The following is a 17503-nucleotide window of genomic DNA, read 5'->3' on the forward strand; positions in this document are numbered from 1 at the left end:
ACCGCTGGGCGACAGAATTTGATGAAACATTACGCGCATACGCTTCCAGGCAATACCGACAAGGAAAACTGGGAACCGCTGGCTGAACACGAACAACGTGTAGTGCGCGTTGTTTTCAGGCGTCTCAGGAGTAGCAGGAATGTTTTGGGGGCACAGTCGCAATGGTCGTGGCCATGGTGTGCCAGAAGCGTTGGCGGATCATATTCGCCGCGTCGATGACTTCGCCAGGAAGTTTTCCGAGCCGTTGGATCTGTCAGCGGCTGCTAGTATTTCGGCGTTGATGCATGATCTTGGCAAGTACTCCGATCGGTTCAACAACTATGTGCAGGGCCGGTCGGGCTGTTCCTCGCCAGATCACTGGTCAGCGGGAGCGAGGCTCGTAATCTCTGCGTTAGGGGGACACAATGAGCAGCGTCTTCATCTGTTGGACGCGATTCGCTTGGCCATCGAGTCGCATCACAGTCAGCTTTCGACGCTCTCGTACCCACGCGAATCTGCACGCAGGTTGGACGAATATTTTGCAAGTAAATCGCGGCTGAAATGCGATGAGTTCGCAATCTTGATGGATCGTTGGCGCAAAGATGGGTTTCAGTTGCCGGGCCTCGGAGATGAAAGGCTTGCGTCGGCTGACGCGGCCGCGATGCTGGAGTCGCGGTTGCTGTACTCCTGTTTGGTTGATGCGGATTTCCTTGCGACTGAAGGACACTTCAGCGGTGACGTCGCCATTCCATATCAACCTCGTAGCCTTGCTCCAGAGTTTGATTTCGGTGCAGCTGCGGATCACCTTGAATCCATCATGTCGAGCCTGCCGCAGTCGCAACCCGAGATGCAATGGGTGCGTGATCATGTGGGCGTTCAGTGCCGAGAGCGAGCGTTGGACGCGCCGGGCCTATTTACGCTGACGGCGCCGACCGGTTCAGGAAAAACACTGGCCATGCTTCTGTTCGCATTTCGGCATGCCCAAAAGCATGGGCACCGTCGCATTGTGTTCGTGATGCCGTTTCTCACTATCGTCAGCCAAACGGCTCAAGTCATTCATTCCGCTCTTTCCTCGCTCCCCGGTTTTGATCCGTCTTGGGTGTTGGAGGATCACAGTCTCGCTGGCCGCAATGTCGATGGTTCAGCTGATTCAGAGAATCCTGAGGAGATGGAACTCGTTCGAGAGCAACGACTCGAAGCCGACAATTGGGACGCACCTATCATACTGACTTCGTCGGTTAAGTGCTTGGAGTCATTGCATGCGAACCGCCCTTCCGTCTGTCGAAAATTGCACAGGCTTGCCAAGAGCGTTTTGATTTTTGACGAAGTGCAAACGCTTCCACCTAAGCTGGCGTCTCTCACGCTGGCGACCTTAACACACTTGTCGCAGCGTTTTGGATCCACCGTGCTGTTTGCGACCGCGACGCAGCCCGCATTTGAGATGCTCGAATCGGAGGATCGTCCTCCGCTACCTAATCTGCGTTCGCCCAGCCAGCTAAGTGGCAATCCGTGGGCACCCACGGAAATTCTTCCTGAACATGACAGGCTGTTCCAAGCTACGGCTGGGCGAGTGAAGGTGAAGTGGTGGCTGGATGAAGAGTTGCCACTGGGCGAAGTCGCATCGCAGATTGCTAAGTCAGATCGGTCGAGCCTGGCGATCGTAAACCTAAAGCGCCATGCCACGCAGCTATTCCACGAGATCGGGGAACATCGTTGCGAGGTCTATCATTTGTCGACTTCGATGTGTGCCGAGCATCGAGATCAAACGCTTGAAGTGGTGAGAAACCGGTTGGCTGAAGAGAGGCCCGTGAAGTTGGTCAGTACGCAATGCATCGAGGCTGGCGTTGATTTCCCGAAGCGTTCGTTCGAGGGCGGGTGGCGCAGCATGGCCCCACTTCCGTCGATTGCTCAAGCGGCAGGAAGGATCAATAGGTCGTTTGAATACGCAGCGGCCTCCGTGTTGAACGTGTTTCGGCCGAGTGTGGAGGGCGCCCACTATCCACCCGGATATGGAGCTGGCATTGCTGCGCTGCAGACGCTTCTGACTAGCCTCAGGGAGGAAGGCATCCATCCCGACGAAACCGAGCTCATCTCTTCGCCGGAGCTAATGCAACGATACTATGCGATCCTTTATGGGCTGACCGATGAGGCGGCGATGACAGACAAGCTTTTGGCCGCAGTGGAAGGGCTCGACTTCGAGGGTGTTCGCAGTGAATACCGGCTTATCGGTTGCGAACAGCGCAACATCTTAGTGGCGTACAACAAAGCGTCGCAGCGGCACCTGCTTGATTGGCACGCGCGGCCGAACCAGCAGCGAGGTTGGACGCGGGACTGGATGCGAGCAGCCCGGCCGTACACCGTGACCGTCTATGAGTTTGAATTCGAGAAACTCGCTGCTGCAGGGTGTCTGTTTCCGATCCCGTTTGGCGCCGAGGAACATCTGGTCCCGGAGGAGTGCAGGTGGTGGGCTCTTCCAGAAGACGCAGGCTACTACGACCCCAACGTCGGGCTAGAGGTCCCACAGGAAGATGGACTGCTGGAAGTGTGAAAAGTGCACGGCGCCGAAGCGCCGTGCGGTGCATCAAAAAGTGAAGCTGCGTGATAACTGAGTTTCAATCCACGCATCGATCACGACGCTACCGAGACGGGACAACGACGAACAATCTTGACTGCTTGCCTAGGTGTAATTGCCGGTAGAGCCTGAAGTCTTGAGGCAAATTTGTGTGTCACAGCGGCCAATTTTTTTGTCGCTGTGACCTAACGTGTCAATTCGCTCGCTACGATCGACACCACTCGATGAGCTGTTTCTTAAACCAATCCCAGGGGGCGTCATGATGCCACAAATCCATGTTGTGGAATTCTATGGAGACTTTGGCTGCTTCAGCAGACCGGAGGCCTCGGTCGAACGATTTTCGTATGCCGTACCACCTCACAGCGCTGCGAGAAATCTGATGGATTCAATCTACTTTCACCCGCAGTTCCGTTGGGTCGTCCACAAGGCCGAACTTCTGATGGAGCCTCAGTGGGTTGCGTTGCGACGCAACGAAGTCAAGGAGAAGATAAACCTAAACGCCGTCGGGCGATTCATCGACGGGGAAGGCGTTGAACCGATCCTGGCCGATGGGGACAAAGCGTCGACAGGGTCCGATGAAAAGGGGCGTACCCAGCGACAGACGATGGCATTGCGGAACCCTCGGTACCGTTTACACGCCAGCATTGAGCCTTGGCCCGAGTATCGCAAGATTCAGAAGAAGTACAACGACATTTTTCAACGACGATTGAAGAGCGGGCAGTGTTTTCAACAGCCCTATTTCGGGCAACGAGAGTTTGTCGCCTACTTTTGTCAGCCAACCGATAAGAAGCCCTTTCCTATGAATCAGGAGCTGGGCTTGATGGTCTATGACACATTTGACCAGAGTCGACCAGGATCAAATGAGAGCAGGCCCTCGATCTCTCTGTTTCGAGCGGAGTTGGTTGATGGAGTTCTCGACTATCCCGCTTACGACTCGGAAGCTGTCTTGAGACCTCATCGATCGACGGAGGCGAGCTGATGTTTCACCTCATCAAGGAGTACGCCGAGAGGCATGATATTGATGCGCGACCCGGGTTTTCGGCCGTCAATTTGCACTTCCTGGTCGTCATTACTTCGCGGGGTTCCTTTGCATCCATCAGTCGGTTAGGCGAAGGATCACGTGGCCAACGGGTGCCTGGTTGTCCCCAATTCAATCTGCCGGAATTGAAAGCAATGGGATCCGGAGCGCGACACTTCCTGGTCGACTCGCTCGATGTCATAGCGTTGTTGACCAATAAGGAAGGGGAGCAGCCTGACGGCAAGCAGAGGGCCAAGCATGACGGGTTTATCAATTTGCTGCGCGATGCCGGACAGACGAATCCTTCCATTGCGCTAGTCGTCTCAGCTCTTGCTGGATCCTTAACCGAAATTCAGGCGGAACTGCGGACGCTTCGCGCCAAGCCGACCGATAAGGCGACATTTGCAATAGAGGACGGTAACAACACCAAGTGGCTTGTTCAAGATCCGTCTTGGCATTCCTGGTATCGCGATCTGCGCGCAGCGATTACCGCCACACGTATGGCAAAAGGCAGTAAGGGGGCAGCTGATGGTCCCGTGAAAATGCGTTGCTTGCTGACCGGCGATCTCGTGCTACCGGCTCCAACTCACGACAAAATCACGGGGCTGGCCGACGTTGGAGGGGACACGAAGGGCGATATTCTCGCATCCTTCAAACAGCAGTCCTTTCAGCACTTTGGCCTTAAAAAGGCAGCGAATTCTGCGATGAGTCCCGAAGCGGTGTCGCTGTACACGACCACACTAGATCGGCTGCTGACCAGCGCAGTCAAGATTGCAGATCGCAAGATCGTGTATTGGTACCAAGACGAGCACTCAGAAATGATGCCCGATGTCGATCCGCTCGCCTATCTGTTCACGGGGCAAACGTCCAACGAGGAACGCGATCAAAACGAAGGTGAAGCCTCAGAAGAATTGGCCGAGCCAAGCCAAGGGCAGAGAAGACAGGCGGAGGCGTCTGCAAAAAGTGTCTTGGAACGGATCAGGGTTGGTGGCGATGGCCAGTATCTGAATTCGGGTCGGTACGTCGCCTTGTCGATTTCTGCCAATAAGCCGCGTGTCGTCATTCGAGATGTACGCGTGGGAAGGTTCGAACAACTGTGTGAATCGACGGAGCAATGGGCCAACGACCTCCGGATCTGCAAACTCAATGGAGCTCCGCTTGCAATGCCCAGCCTGAATCGGTTGGTGAACTGCACGCTACGTGAGCGACAACGGGGTGAAGACTTCGACAAATGGATAGCGCCTGCATCCCCTGCCTACACCTCGCTTTGGAACGCGGCGATGTCGACTTCTCGCCAAAACATTAGCGAAACGATTGCGGTCCAGGCCTACCAGCGATTGCGATTAGCGATGCTAAACGGAGAAGTCGCCGATGCACTCGACGACAAAAGCAAAACGATGAAACTGCGGCGATCGGCCTACTATGCCCGAATTGCTTTACTCAAACTTTATCTAACGCGTAGAGAGGATCAGACGATGGAAGTGGCTTTGAACGAGGAGTCTAATTCGAGCGCCTACCACGCCGGACGCATGTTGGCCGTATTCCAACACGTGCAGACCCTGAGTACTGGCGAACCGAATGCCAGTTTTTTGGATCGATATTACTCGGCCGCTAGCACCACACCTTACCAAGTGTTGCCCCGGATTTGGAGAATCGCATTAAACCATTTGAAGCGGATTCAACCGCGCACACTTCGAGAAGAGCTTACGGACTTGCTATCGGATATCCATAGCCAAATCCCAAGAGAAATCGACGTTTGCAAACCATTGGATTTAGCGGACCAATTCCAGTTCCAACTGGGCTTCTTTCAGCAACAACCTGAACTTCCAACAAAGTTCCACCTCATCCGCCGCGTACCAACGAAAAAGGGGTACCTAGTGCGGTCAAAATCGGAAGCCACTATTGACAATCTGCTTCACGCTTTCGCTGACGCACATAGCGACTTGGGGATCAACATCGCATATGAACCGTCGCATGTTGAAGTCCGAGGTGAGCGCATTCGCCGCGGTGGCAGGAACGAATCACCAATCAGACCAGACTGGGTCATCCAGACCAACAAGAGCGACCGGAAAATAGTTCTGGAGCACTTCGGAATGCGAGATCGCCCTAACTACTCCCTGAGGATGGAACGCAAAATCAAGGCGTATGCAGACGCAGGATTGGTTCATGTTCAATCCAAAGACATCGACAGTCAACAATTAGAGCAAGCAACCGGCTTCTTGGTTTCCACCGACGAAACGGATGGCCCCAATTTTGATTCCCTAAATGAGCGGTTGCTTGTTGCCGTGACCAACCTCTAAACAAATCACCGAACCTCCATAGATTACAGGACTTGAAGCATGAACCAGCCAATTGAAAATCGATATGAATTCCTCTACTTGTTCGACTGCGAAAATGGCAATCCGAATGGCGACCCCGACGCAGGAAATGCGCCACGCATCGACTACCAAGATATGCACGGCTTAGTCTCCGACGTGATGGTCAAGCGGCGGATTCGCAACTACGTTCAATCCGCCGCTGGCAATGCCATGCCCAATGCGATCTTCATTGAACACGCTTCGAACTTAAACGAAGCGATCGCACGCAGCGCCGAAGCGACTCAAGAAGTCAAGAATGCTCAGAAAAAGGACAGCAAGGAAAAGTCGTCCGATGCGAACAAGCGAATTGTTGGTGCTCGGTCAAAATGGATGTGCGGCAATTTTTATGATGTCAGAACATTTGGGGCAGTAATGAGCACGGGCCCCAACGCGGGGCAGGTTCGAGGGCCTGTTCAGATAGCATTCTCGCGATCGGTTGATCCAATCGTGACAATGGATGTGGCAATTACTCGAATGGCGGTCGCTGGCGGTCCAACGAAAGCGAGTGCTACGGCTGAAGAATACGCGCAGTGGACCGAATCGCAGGATGAGGACAAACTGCGGACGATGGGACGCAAGTCGATCATTCCCTACGGGCTTTATGTCGGCAAGGGCTTTATCTCCGCAAACTTGGCTGAAAAAACAGGGTTTTCAAAAGAGGATTTGAAACTGCTATTTGAGGCAGTGCTAAACATGTTCGAGCATGATCGGTCATCCAGTAAAGGTGTGATGACCGTCCGCGCTCCCATCTTTGTTTTCAAGCACGTCGGTACAGGGAGCGACGACCAACAGCGCAAACGGCAAGCTAAGATGGGATGCTGTCCCGCTCAGACATTGTTTGAAGAGGTCGTGGACATCGAACAGAACGCTGAAGGCATGTCAAAAGACGGTGTGAATGTTCCGCGAAAGTGGTCCCACTATTCAGTCGCCGCTGACGAGTCGAAGATTCCGACAGGTGTCGAGCTCATCCAGATCAGGTCCGTTGCCGACCTTGAGAAGCTGTAGAGCGAATGATTTCCATGTCCTACACCGACGACGAACTGCTGCCGATTTCCGCTTTGCAACACTTGGTGTTCTGCGAACGCCAGTGTGCGCTGATTCATATCGAACGGTTGTGGGCCGACAATGCCCTGACCGTCGATGGACATCTGCTGCATAAAAAGGCGCACGATAATTCGCACGAATTGATCGATGGCGTGCGAGTCGCCCGCAGCTTGTGGCTCGTCTCGCGTCGGCTTGGGCTTGTCGGCCAAGCCGATATCGTGGAACTGCACCGCGATGGCAGCGTCGTTCCGGTGGAATACAAACGTGGTAAACCCAAACGCGATCGAAGCGATGAGATCCAACTGTGCGCCCAAGCACTCTGCCTGGAGGAACAATTGGAGACTTCGATCGATCGCGGCTTTCTCTTTTATGGGAAACGTAAACGTCGGACCGCCGTCGCCATCGACGCCAGCCTCCGCGACCAAACCGGCGCCGTGATCGCTCGCTTACGAAACATGATCGATCGACAACAAACGCCCACGGCAACTCGCCAGCCCAAGTGCGAAAACTGTTCATTGATCGATCTCTGCTTACCCGATGGGCAACGCTTTCGTAACGGCGTCGCCGCCTGGAACCAGCGGCAATTTGCGGTCGCCGCAGGGGATGACGCTCCGCTGACCGACAGCTACGACTTTCTGTCTGCTGAGGCTAACTGAGAAAATGAAAAAGCATCTAAATACGCTGTTCGTGACAACCGAAGGGGCTTATCTGCGGAAGGAGGGACAAGCCGTCGTCGTCCGCGTTGAAAAACAAACCCGGCTCCGCGTCCCGCTGCACAATCTCGATGGCATCGTTTGCTTTGGCCGCGTCGGCTGCAGTCCCGCGCTGATGGCCAGTTGCGCCAAAGGGAACGTCTCGATCTCGTTTCTGAATCCTTACGGCGGGTTCCTCGCTGCGGTCACCGGTTTTTCGCCCGGCAACGTGCTGCTGCGTCGCCAGCAGTATCGCGCTGCCGATGCAGCCGATTCGACACTTGCGATTGCCAAAGAGATTGTCGCTGGAAAGATCGCCAACAGCCGCAGCGTGCTGCTGCGGGCAGCACGCGATATCTCTGCTCCCGATGCACAGGAACAACTGCAGCGCGCCGCGCGACGCATGGCCAACGACGTGACGATGGCCCGAAATGAAACCTCGCTCGATGCGCTGCGCGGCCGTGAAGGAGAAAGTGCGGCGACCTACTTTCAAGTATTTTCTTCCATGATATCCCCGCAAGCAACCGGCTTTGCCTTTACAACGCGATCGCGGCGGCCACCTTTGGATCCGTTAAACGCGTTGCTTTCCTTTTTGTATTCGATGCTCACTCACGACGCGCGAAGCGCCTGTGAAGCGGCAGGCCTGGACGCAGCCGTTGGGTTCCTGCATCGCGACCGCCCCGGACGACCGGGACTGGCACTCGATTTGATCGAAGAGTTCCGCGCGTTTCTCGTCGACCGACTGACCCTCTCGTTGATCAATCGTCGGCAGATCCAAAGCAGTGATTTCGAGATCACGCAGTCCGGCGCGGTGCTGCTGAAAGATAAACCGCGCAAGACAGTTTTGGCTGCGTACCAAAAACGGAAGCAAGCTACGATCACGCACCCGTTCCTGGATGAAAAGACGACGATTGGATTGTTGATCCATCTGCAAGCTCGTCTCTTGGCCCGCCATCTGCGCGGCGATCTGGATGCCTACCCGCCATTTCTCTGGAGATAATCCGCCGTGTATGTCTTGGTAACCTATGACGTCAGTACGACAACTGCTGAGGGACGCAAGCGATTGCGGAACACGGCAAAGATCTGCCTCAATTACGGGCAACGCGTGCAAAACTCGGTTTTTGAATTATTGATCGATCCAGCGCAATGGGCTCAGTGCAAAGCGGAACTCTGCGACACGATTGAACCGCAGACCGACAGTCTGCGATTTTATTATCTCGGGAACAATTGGAAAAACCGCGTCGAACATGTGGGAGCCAAGCCGGCGATCGATCTCGAAGGACCGTTGTTTGCGTAGCGGTTGGTTCCAGCTTAATGGTGTGCGAACCGCAAGTGCTGGAGAAAAACGGGAGAGGTTCGCGATTTAGCAATCACTGCAAAACATTGTCCTACAGCGATGGGACAACTCTCTGTGTTCGTTTCTCGGGCAAAGCCGACGTAGGTTCGCGAAACCGGCATCTTAACACCAAGGGACAAAACAGGTTACACTCCCGGAGTCGCGTCCCGCACGGGACGCGTGGATTGAAACGACGACACTGACCACGAAGCGGAGCTTGCTGCGGTCGCGTCCCGCACGGGACGCGTGGATTGAAACCGTAACTCATCCGCCCCTTCCTCGTCGTCGTCGCCGTCGCGTCCCGCACGGGACGCGTGGATTGAAACGTAGTCCCCGGAATCGCTGTCTTCGTCCGAAACGGGGTCGCGTCCCGCACGGGACGCGTGGATTGAAACTCGCTGGCTGCCATCAGGACCAACGCCTGCCCCTGCGTCGCGTCCCGCACGGGACGCGTGGATTGAAACAATATCTCCGCGGGTGGATGCAACCGCAGAAAGTGTCGCGTCCCGCACGGGACGCGTGGATTGAAACAGAATGACCAACCGTGTCACACTCACTGCGGACGATAGTCGCGTCCCGCACGGGACGCGTGGATTGAAACCGCAACCCAATACAACGCCAGCGCGATCGCTTTGGGTCGCGTCCCGCACGGGACGCGTGGATTGAAACCGATGTCGATCCCGTAGAGGACGGCTGAATCTGCGTCGCGTCCCGCACGGGACGCGTGGATTGAAACCCGGTCTGTCGCAAGGTCTCGCACTAGGTCGATGGTCGCGTCCCGCACGGGACGCGTGGATTGAAACCCGTCGTTGGCTCCAAACCAGTCGGCGATGAACTGTCGCGTCCCGCACGGGACGCGTGGATTGAAACGTCGTTTTTGATTGCCCAGGATGCGAGGATTACGTCGCGTCCCGCACGGGACGCGTGGATTGAAACACCGTGTCTTCAATGACGATCTCGAAACCGTAGAGCGTCGCGTCCCGCACGGGACGCGTGGATTGAAACACTCTGGGATACGACTCGAACCCACACACGAAGGATGTCGCGTCCCGCACGGGACGCGTGGATTGAAACTTTGAAAAGCTTCTGCACGATTTTTGTAACGTCTGGTCGCGTCCCGCACGGGACGCGTGGATTGAAACTGATACCCCGACTGCCGGAAAGCTTACCGTGGAAATGTCGCGTCCCGCACGGGACGCGTGGATTGAAACGTCGAAGTCAACGGAAATCGGAAACGTAAAACCCTTGTCGCGTCCCGCACGGGACGCGTGGATTGAAACTCGTGACAGACGAAAACCAACTGACCACCACCGACGTCGCGTCCCGCACGGGACGCGTGGATTGAAACCGCTGTGACGCGATCCGTGACGGGCCCGTTTGGCGTCGCGTCCCGCACGGGACGCGTGGATTGAAACCCCTACCGCGGTCGCCATGATCGCAATCGCCCTGGTCGCGTCCCGCACGGGACGCGTGGATTGAAACCCTCGACGTGAAGGGATTGCGGGAAGCGATGGACGTCGCGTCCCGCACGGGACGCGTGGATTGAAACGACGTCGGTTCCGGCGATGTACGTCAGTCTGCCGTCGCGTCCCGCACGGGACGCGTGTGGATTGAAACGCCCGCATTTGGGGCAACAAATCGCGGGTGGACGAGTCGCGTCCCGCACGGGACGCGTGGATTGAAACCATCGCCTGGAACGGGACAGCGAAAGCCTGGTCAGTGTCGCGTCCCGCACGGGACGCGTGGATTGAAACATACCTCAATCCTCCGATAATCACGTCGCGCACCGGTCGCGTCCCGCACGGGACGCGTGGATTGAAACACTGGCGAGGGTGCCGACCCCTGTGTCTCGTGTGCGTCGCGTCCCGCACGGGACGCGTGGATTGAAACCGCTGACCCATGATAAACAAGGCCAAGACGGAATGTCGCGTCCCGCACGGGACGCGTGGATTGAAACAGGTTGCGTTTACCCTTCGCAACGGAGAAACAGCGTCGCGTCCCGCACGGGACGCGTGGATTGAAACTATCGAGTGCGGCGAAGGCGAAATTGAGGGTGAAGTCGCGTCCCGCACGGGACGCGTGGATTGAAACCAGCACGACGGGAAGTTGGCGTTCGGGGTGCGTGCGTCGCGTCCCGCACGGGACGCGTGGATTGAAACCAGAAGCGACACGAGGATTCCGCCGCGTGGATCGACGTCGCGTCCCGCACGGGACGCGTGGATTGAAACAATCAGATAAACGCGATACGGGTAGAGCCCCCCGTCGCGTCCCGCACGGGACGCGTGGATTGAAACCGCTTTACCGCACCAGTCACCCGAGCGAATAGGGTCGCGTCCCGCACGGGACGCGTGGATTGAAACACGCAAGACGTTGAAGAGCCAGCGGCATCCCCTGGTCGCGTCCCGCACGGGACGCGTGGATTGAAACCGAGAACGGACCGAATCGCTTTTTGTCACCGCGTGGATTGAAACAAGGCGCTCACACCGCTCGTAACCGCCGCTGCGCTGGCGTTCCTTTTCCTTTGCTTCAATTCATGCGTTCCACTCGCGTTCGCGGCCCATTGTGTTCTCTTCCCCTGAGGACGCTACAACGCTTCGTTTTCCTATCCGATTCCACCAAACGCCGAGCGTTGTCAATCGCGATCCTGCCAGTTGCCCCTCCGAGACTCACGGCATCGCTGGCGGTTTTGCCAAAGGAATGAAGGTTGTCGTTTGCCCTGCAAACGAGATAACTCGATCGCTACACCGGTCAAAAAATTGGCGCTGCGGATTATGAATGCGCGGCGAGTTGCCGTTTGCTGTGGAAGGGGGGGCCGGGGGATGGTCGCTTCTCGGATCGTGTGGGCCGTTTTCTATCGTTCGCCATTGTGCCGTATGACGCGTTTGTCCCAGCGGTTCCAAGAACGCGATGCTGCTCGCCGTCATGCTGCTTTCCGATGCGGAAGTGACGGCGGTGCAACGATTTGCACGCTGTGCAAATCGATCCGCCCCTGCACGCTGCAAAGCGTTGCAGATTCGCTAGCGGATCGCGGCGAGAAACGCTCGCTCCAAACTGCCGCTACCCCGCTTTGGCACGCTATGTGCGTTAAGGCCGTGCGAGTTCATCCCAGCCCTCAAATCGCTACTCTCCCCGCGGAGTGGCGATCGGCGGAAGACGCGATTTCGCTACCTGTTATGCGCCGTCGATTCCACAACTAACGCATAAGTTTTTCCTTATCTGGGGAAGCCGAAGCGATCGCAAAGTCCTCGATTGTGATTGCGTATGCAAAAACGCTTCCACTCTCCGAACAACACAAAGCGCAGCCGAGACAATGCAAACGTTTAATGTTCCCGCCATCATTTGGATCGTGCCGCTGATCCTTTGCGTCCCCGCTTGTGACAACGTCGTGGCGGTTCGCGATACGGTGCTGCACGGCGGAGCTCCGCTGGCCGAAGTTCCAGCCTCCGCGCATCCCCACGGTGCGGCGAGTCATCCAACGGCACACGCCGAAGGCTCGCACCAGGCGTCGGAACACGCCACCGAAGCGCATGCCGAAGGCGGGCATCACGTGGTGCACAAGATCGTCGTCACCAGTCCGATCGCCAAGGATGTTGTCAGCACTCAGCAATACGTCTGCCAGATTCACTCCTGGCGTCACATCGAGGTCAAAGCGCTCGAAGGGGGCTATCTGGAGCGGATCGCGGTCAACGAAGGGCAAGCCGTGAAGCAGGGGGATCTGTTGTTCAAAATCCTGCCGACGCTCTACCAAGCGAGATTGGAATCGGATCAGGCCGAGGCTCAATTGGCTCAGATCGAGTTACAAAACACCGAACGGCTGTATCACCAGAACATCGTCGCGATGCCGGAGGTTGCGTTGGCTCGAGCCAAGTTGGCGAAGGCGCAAGCGAAAGTCAATCTCGCGTTGGCGGAGCTGGACTTTGCAAACGTCAAAGCCCCGTTCGACGGCATCGTCGACAAACAATACGAACAACTGGGCAGTCTGATCGAGGAGGGGGCGATGCTGACAACGCTGTCGGATAACAGCGTGATGTGGGCCTACTTCAACGTCCCCGAAGCGAGATACCTCGCCTACCAAGCCGATTCGAACAAAGACGATGTCAAAGTCGAACTGCTTCTCGCCGACGGCAACAAGTTTTCGCAGGTCGGCCGCATCGGAGCGATCGAAGCCGACTTCAACAACGAAACCGGCAACATCGCCTTCCGCGGCGACTTCCCCAACCCCAGCCATCTGTTGCGGCACGGTCAGACCGGCACGGTACTGCTGAGCCGCGTGGTCAACGGAGCTGTCGTGATTCCTCAGCGTGCGACCTACGAAATCCTCGCCAAGAAATATGCGTTTGTTGTGGATGACGACAACGTGGTTCACCAACGCGAGATCACGATCCAGAGCGAACAAGACGACATCTTCTTGATCAAAGAGGGGCTTTCGGCGACCGACAAGATCGTGCTCGAAGGGATCCGCCAAGTCCGCGACGGCGATCGCGTGGAATACGAATTCCAAGACCCCGAAGATGTCCTTCGGAATCTGAAACACCACGCCGAATAACGGCCGCCACCTCGCGCCGTTCATCCCCGTTTAAACATCCAACGCGGTTCGCCAACGCACAGCATCGCGTTGTGCTGAACCCAGGCCCCTCGCGATCGGCTTCGCTGGATCGCCGGAAAAGAAAACCTCCGATTATGTTCGCGAAAATTTTGCATCGGCCAGCCTTGGCCATCGTCGTCTCGCTGCTGATCTTGCTGATGGGCGGACTGGCGATCGTCACGTTGCCGATCTCACAATTCCCCTCGGTCGCGCCGCCGAGCGTCCGCGTTTCGGTCTCCTATCCTGGAGCGAGTGCCAAGATCCTGATCGATTCGACGATGGTGATTCTCGAACAGGCGATCAACGGTGTTCCCAACATGCGATACATGCTGGGAGATGCGACGAGTGCCGGCGAGGGAACGATCCAAGTCATCTTTGAACCGGGGACCGATCCGAACGTGGCGGTGATGAACGTCAACAATCGGGTCCAGATGGTCAAGAACAACCTGCCCCCGATCGTGGAGCGGGAAGGGATCATCGTGATGCAGAACATGACCAGCATGTTGATGTATGTGAATGTCTTCAGCAAAGATCCAAACGTCGACCAAAACTTTCTCTACAACTACGCCACCGTCAACGTACTCAACGAGATCAAACGGATTCCCGGCATCGGCAGCGCGACGATTCTTGGCAACCGCGCCTACGCCATGCGAGTCGAATTGGATCTCGACCGGATGCGTGCTTATAAGGTCGACGCGGAAGACGTCATGGAAGCGCTCGCCGATCAGAGTTTGATCGGATCGCCGGGGAGGCTGGGACAAGCGACGGGGCAAACTTCACAAACGCTAGAGTATGTGTTGACCTGGATCGGGCGTTACGACACACCGGAACAGTACGGAGACATTATTCTCAAAGCCAATTCCGCAGGAGAGATCCTGCGGATCAAGGATGTGGCAAAAGTCTCGCTCGGATCCTCCTTCTACGACCTCTATTCGGATATCGACGGCTTGCCATCCGCTGCGATCGTGCTCAAGCAAACCCCGGGCTCCAACGCGGCGGAGGTGATCGAGAAGGTGAAGGAGAAGGTGGAAGAGATCAAGCAGGAATCGTTCCCGCCGGGGATGGACTATGCCGTCACTTACGACGTCTCCAACTTTCTCGACGCATCGATCGAAAAGGTACTGCACACGCTGTTCGAAGCGTTCATCCTCGTTTCGCTTGTCGTCTTCCTGTTCCTCGGCGATGTCCGCAGCACGTTGATTCCCACGCTGGCCGTTCCGGTATCGTTGATCGGTACGTTCTTTTTCATGCTGATGTTTGGCATGTCGATCAACCTGATCACGCTTTTTGCGTTGGTCCTTGCGATCGGCGTGGTGGTCGACGATGCGATCGTGGTCGTTGAAGCGGTACACGAAAAGATGCACACCAAACACCTCGGCCCCTATCAAGCGACGCAGGAGGTGATGCATGAGATCAGCGGAGCGATCATCGCGATCACGTTGGTGATGACCGCGGTCTTCATCCCGGTGACTTTCATGACCGGACCGGTTGGCGTCTTCTATCGCCAGTTTGCGTTGACGATGGCGATGTCGATCGTGATCTCCGGTGTCGTCGCGCTGACGCTCACCCCCGTGCTGTGCGCGATGATCCTGAAACCACACGCCGATCACGAACAACAACGTGGGCTGATCGGACTGATCAATCGTGGCCTATCAAAAGTCGCAGGATGCTACGCCTTTCTCATCCGCGGTTTTCTCTGCACGCTACTTGGCCTGTGCGTTGGGACGGGGCTGTACGCGCTGCTTCACAATCACTTCGTCCACGAACTGATCTCCGAGCAGATCGAACTGACGCCGATTCGCACCTGGATCCTCGTTGGCGGCGTCGCCTTGTTATCGATCTTTTCGTTCCGTGCGATGTTTTCGGGAAGCGACGGCAGCGAGAAGAAGCGGGGACCGTTGGGGATCTTTTTGCATCTGTTCGACCGTGGCGTGGAACATGTGACGGGTGGCTATGCCGCGATCCTGCGGCGGATCATCCCGCGTCGGATCTTGACGATGGGCGTCGTGGGCGGATTTGTCTATGGGATTCTCACCGTGACGCAGGTCTTGCCGACTGGATTTATTCCGCTGGAGGACCAGGGGATGATCTATGGCATCGTGCAGACGCCCCCCGGTTCGACGCTCGAATACACCAACGCCAAATGTCATGAGCTACAGAAAATATGCAACCAGATGGACGAGATCACTTCCGTCTCTTCAATCGCCGGTTACGAGGTGCTGACCGAAGGGCGGGGCTCCAACGCGGGAACCTGTATTATCAACTTAAACCCTTGGGCCGATCGCGAACTCACGTCCCGGCAAGTGATCGAGGAACTGGAGAAAAGAGGAGCGGACATCGCCAACGTGAAGCTTGAGTTTTTTGAGCCTCCCGCCGTACCAGGTTTTGGTGCCGCCGGCGGTTTCTCGGTAAACCTGCTCGATAAGACAAACAGCGGCGATTACCAGACGCTTGGCGAAGAGACGGACAAGTTCATGGAAGCGTTGGGGAAACGCAAGGAACTCAAAGGTCTATTCACCTTCTTCGCCTCCAATTACCCGCAGTACGAGATCGTCATCGACAACGACGTGGCGATGCAGAAGGGTGTTTCGATTCGCGATGCGATGGACAATCTATCGATCGTCGTCGGCAGCACATGGGAACAGGGGTTTGTCCGCTTCGGCCAGTTCTACAAAGTCTATGTGCAAGCGGCGCCGGAGTTCCGCAGATATCCCGAAGACCTCGACAACATGTTCGTGAAAAACGATCGCGATGAGATGGTCCCCTATTCCGCGTTCATGAAGATCAAGAAGAAGCAGGGGCTGAACGAGATCAGCCGCTACAACTTATATCCAACCGCTCCGATTCAAGGTGCACCGGCGGAGGGTTACAGCAGTGGTGAAGCGATCGCGGCGATCAAAGAGGTTGCCGCCGAAACGCTCCCCAAAGGCTTTGGCATCGACTGGCAGGGGCTTGCTTACGACGAAGCCAACGCGGGGAACACGGCGGTCTATATCTTTTTGATCGTCGTCGTCTTCGTCTATATGGTTCTCGTCGGGCAATACGAAAGTTTTCTTCTGCCGCTGGCCGTGATCACGTCGTTGCCGGTCGGCATCTTCGGCGCTTTCGCATTGCTGAAGGCGATGGGATTGTCCAACGATGTCTACTGCCAAATCGGTCTGGTGATGTTAGTCGGCCTGTTGGGAAAGAATGCGATTCTAATCATCGAATTTGCGGTCCAACGCCGCCACGATGGACTTTCGATTGCCGAGGCGGGTATCGAGGGTGGACGCTTGCGTTTCCGCCCGATCTTGATGACCTCATTTGCATTCATCGTCGGCATGGTTCCGTTGGTCCGCGCCAGCGGTGCCGGAGCGATCGGAAACCGCACGATCGGTACGACAGCCGCCGGTGGAATGCTGATGGGGACGCTGGCCGGCGTGCTGGTGATACCAGGACTCTATTACATCTTTGCCAAGCTGGCTGATGGCAAAAAATTGTTGAAAGACGAATCGGATCAGCCGCTGAGTGAGCGGATTGAACACGGTTCGCTGAACCATCCGGAGCCCAATGCCTAGGTCGACGTAATGGGATAGACGACGAGGACGCTGCGGAAACGCAAGCCGGCGCGGACTAGGTAATAGCCGTGTGGAACGTATCAAATTAGCGCCGCCATGGACGCAGGTCCCCGGCCGGCGGTGGCGGCTGCGCCGACGAATCGAACAACTTGAGGAAATACCGATGGTACTTTGTGCCGTTTTTCCGGCTCGCATGCCTTCCCCTTGCAACTGGTAAAGGTGGCGCCGAACGACTGTCGAAAATAGAAGTAATGCGGGTCGTTCGGATCTGCATGATTTTGCAGACGCCGCGACCGGCGACGATTGGACAATCCGACGCGGCAAAAGTATTGCTGACGTTCGGAAGTGCGACGACTACATGTT

9 protein-coding genes and 2 CRISPR repeat arrays are annotated in these 17503 nt (G+C 56.3%); all 9 genes read left to right on the forward strand.

The features are described 5' to 3' along the window. The first annotated feature begins 190 nt into the window (after positions 1–190). Positions 191–2527 carry a CRISPR-associated endonuclease Cas3'' gene (locus tag EC9_RS12325; RefSeq protein ID WP_218934764.1) on the forward strand — a complete coding sequence of 779 codons (2337 nt, stop codon included), beginning with the start codon at positions 191–193 and terminating at the stop codon, positions 2525–2527. A gap of 286 nt (positions 2528–2813) precedes the next feature. After that, positions 2814–3530: a type I-C CRISPR-associated protein Cas5c gene (gene cas5c, locus EC9_RS12330; RefSeq protein WP_246106138.1), complete on the forward strand. Its 717-nt coding sequence runs from the start codon at positions 2814–2816 to the stop codon at positions 3528–3530. Next, complete coding sequence (locus EC9_RS12335) at positions 3530–5869, forward strand: type I-C CRISPR-associated protein Cas8c/Csd1 (RefSeq protein ID WP_145345583.1); 2340 nt, start codon at positions 3530–3532, stop codon at positions 5867–5869. The genes cas5c and EC9_RS12335 overlap by 1 nt, the downstream gene beginning before the upstream one ends. A gap of 39 nt (positions 5870–5908) precedes the next feature. Further along, positions 5909–6931 (forward strand): type I-C CRISPR-associated protein Cas7/Csd2, encoded by a 1023-nt coding sequence (gene cas7c, locus EC9_RS12340; RefSeq protein ID WP_145345585.1) that lies wholly within the window; start codon positions 5909–5911, stop codon positions 6929–6931. Positions 6932–6936: 5 nt separating this feature from the next. Beyond that, complete coding sequence (gene cas4, locus EC9_RS12345) at positions 6937–7626, forward strand: CRISPR-associated protein Cas4 (RefSeq protein WP_218934765.1); 690 nt, start codon at positions 6937–6939, stop codon at positions 7624–7626. Between the two features lie 4 nt (positions 7627–7630). Continuing rightward, positions 7631–8662 (forward strand): type I-C CRISPR-associated endonuclease Cas1c, encoded by a 1032-nt coding sequence (gene cas1c, locus EC9_RS12350; protein WP_145345587.1) that lies wholly within the window; start codon positions 7631–7633, stop codon positions 8660–8662. A gap of 6 nt (positions 8663–8668) precedes the next feature. Next, on the forward strand, positions 8669–8959 hold the full coding sequence (gene cas2, locus EC9_RS12355) for a CRISPR-associated endonuclease Cas2 (protein WP_145345589.1): 291 nt from the start codon (positions 8669–8671) through the stop codon (positions 8957–8959). Between the two features lie 198 nt (positions 8960–9157). Further along, a CRISPR array of direct repeats spans positions 9158–10548; the repeat unit is 33 nt; unit sequence GTCGCGTCCCGCACGGGACGCGTGGATTGAAAC. Positions 10549–10650: 102 nt separating this feature from the next. Beyond that, a CRISPR array of direct repeats spans positions 10651–11425; the repeat unit is 33 nt; unit sequence GTCGCGTCCCGCACGGGACGCGTGGATTGAAAC. A gap of 883 nt (positions 11426–12308) precedes the next feature. Further along, a complete protein-coding gene (locus tag EC9_RS12360) occupies positions 12309–13544 on the forward strand; it encodes an efflux RND transporter periplasmic adaptor subunit (RefSeq protein ID WP_145345591.1) in 1236 nt (411 codons plus the stop codon). Between the two features lie 134 nt (positions 13545–13678). Further along, positions 13679–17140 (forward strand): efflux RND transporter permease subunit, encoded by a 3462-nt coding sequence (locus tag EC9_RS12365; RefSeq protein ID WP_145345593.1) that lies wholly within the window; start codon positions 13679–13681, stop codon positions 17138–17140. The last annotated feature ends 363 nt before the right edge of the window (positions 17141–17503 follow it).

Source organism: Rosistilla ulvae (assembly GCF_007741475.1).
Taxonomy (GTDB): Bacteria; Planctomycetota; Planctomycetia; order Pirellulales; family Pirellulaceae; genus Rosistilla; species Rosistilla ulvae.

Coding starts and splice junctions, on each gene's coding strand:
- cas5c (WP_246106138.1), top strand. CDS start 2,814: ATGCCACAAATCCATGTTGTGGAATTCTATGGAGACTTTGGCTGCTTC.
- EC9_RS12335 (WP_145345583.1), top strand. CDS start 3,530: ATGTTTCACCTCATCAAGGAGTACGCCGAGAGGCATGATATTGATGCG.
- cas7c (WP_145345585.1), top strand. CDS start 5,909: ATGAACCAGCCAATTGAAAATCGATATGAATTCCTCTACTTGTTCGAC.
- cas4 (WP_218934765.1), top strand. CDS start 6,937: ATGATTTCCATGTCCTACACCGACGACGAACTGCTGCCGATTTCCGCT.
- cas1c (WP_145345587.1), top strand. CDS start 7,631: ATGAAAAAGCATCTAAATACGCTGTTCGTGACAACCGAAGGGGCTTAT.
- EC9_RS12360 (WP_145345591.1), top strand. CDS start 12,309: ATGCAAACGTTTAATGTTCCCGCCATCATTTGGATCGTGCCGCTGATC.
- EC9_RS12365 (WP_145345593.1), top strand. CDS start 13,679: ATGTTCGCGAAAATTTTGCATCGGCCAGCCTTGGCCATCGTCGTCTCG.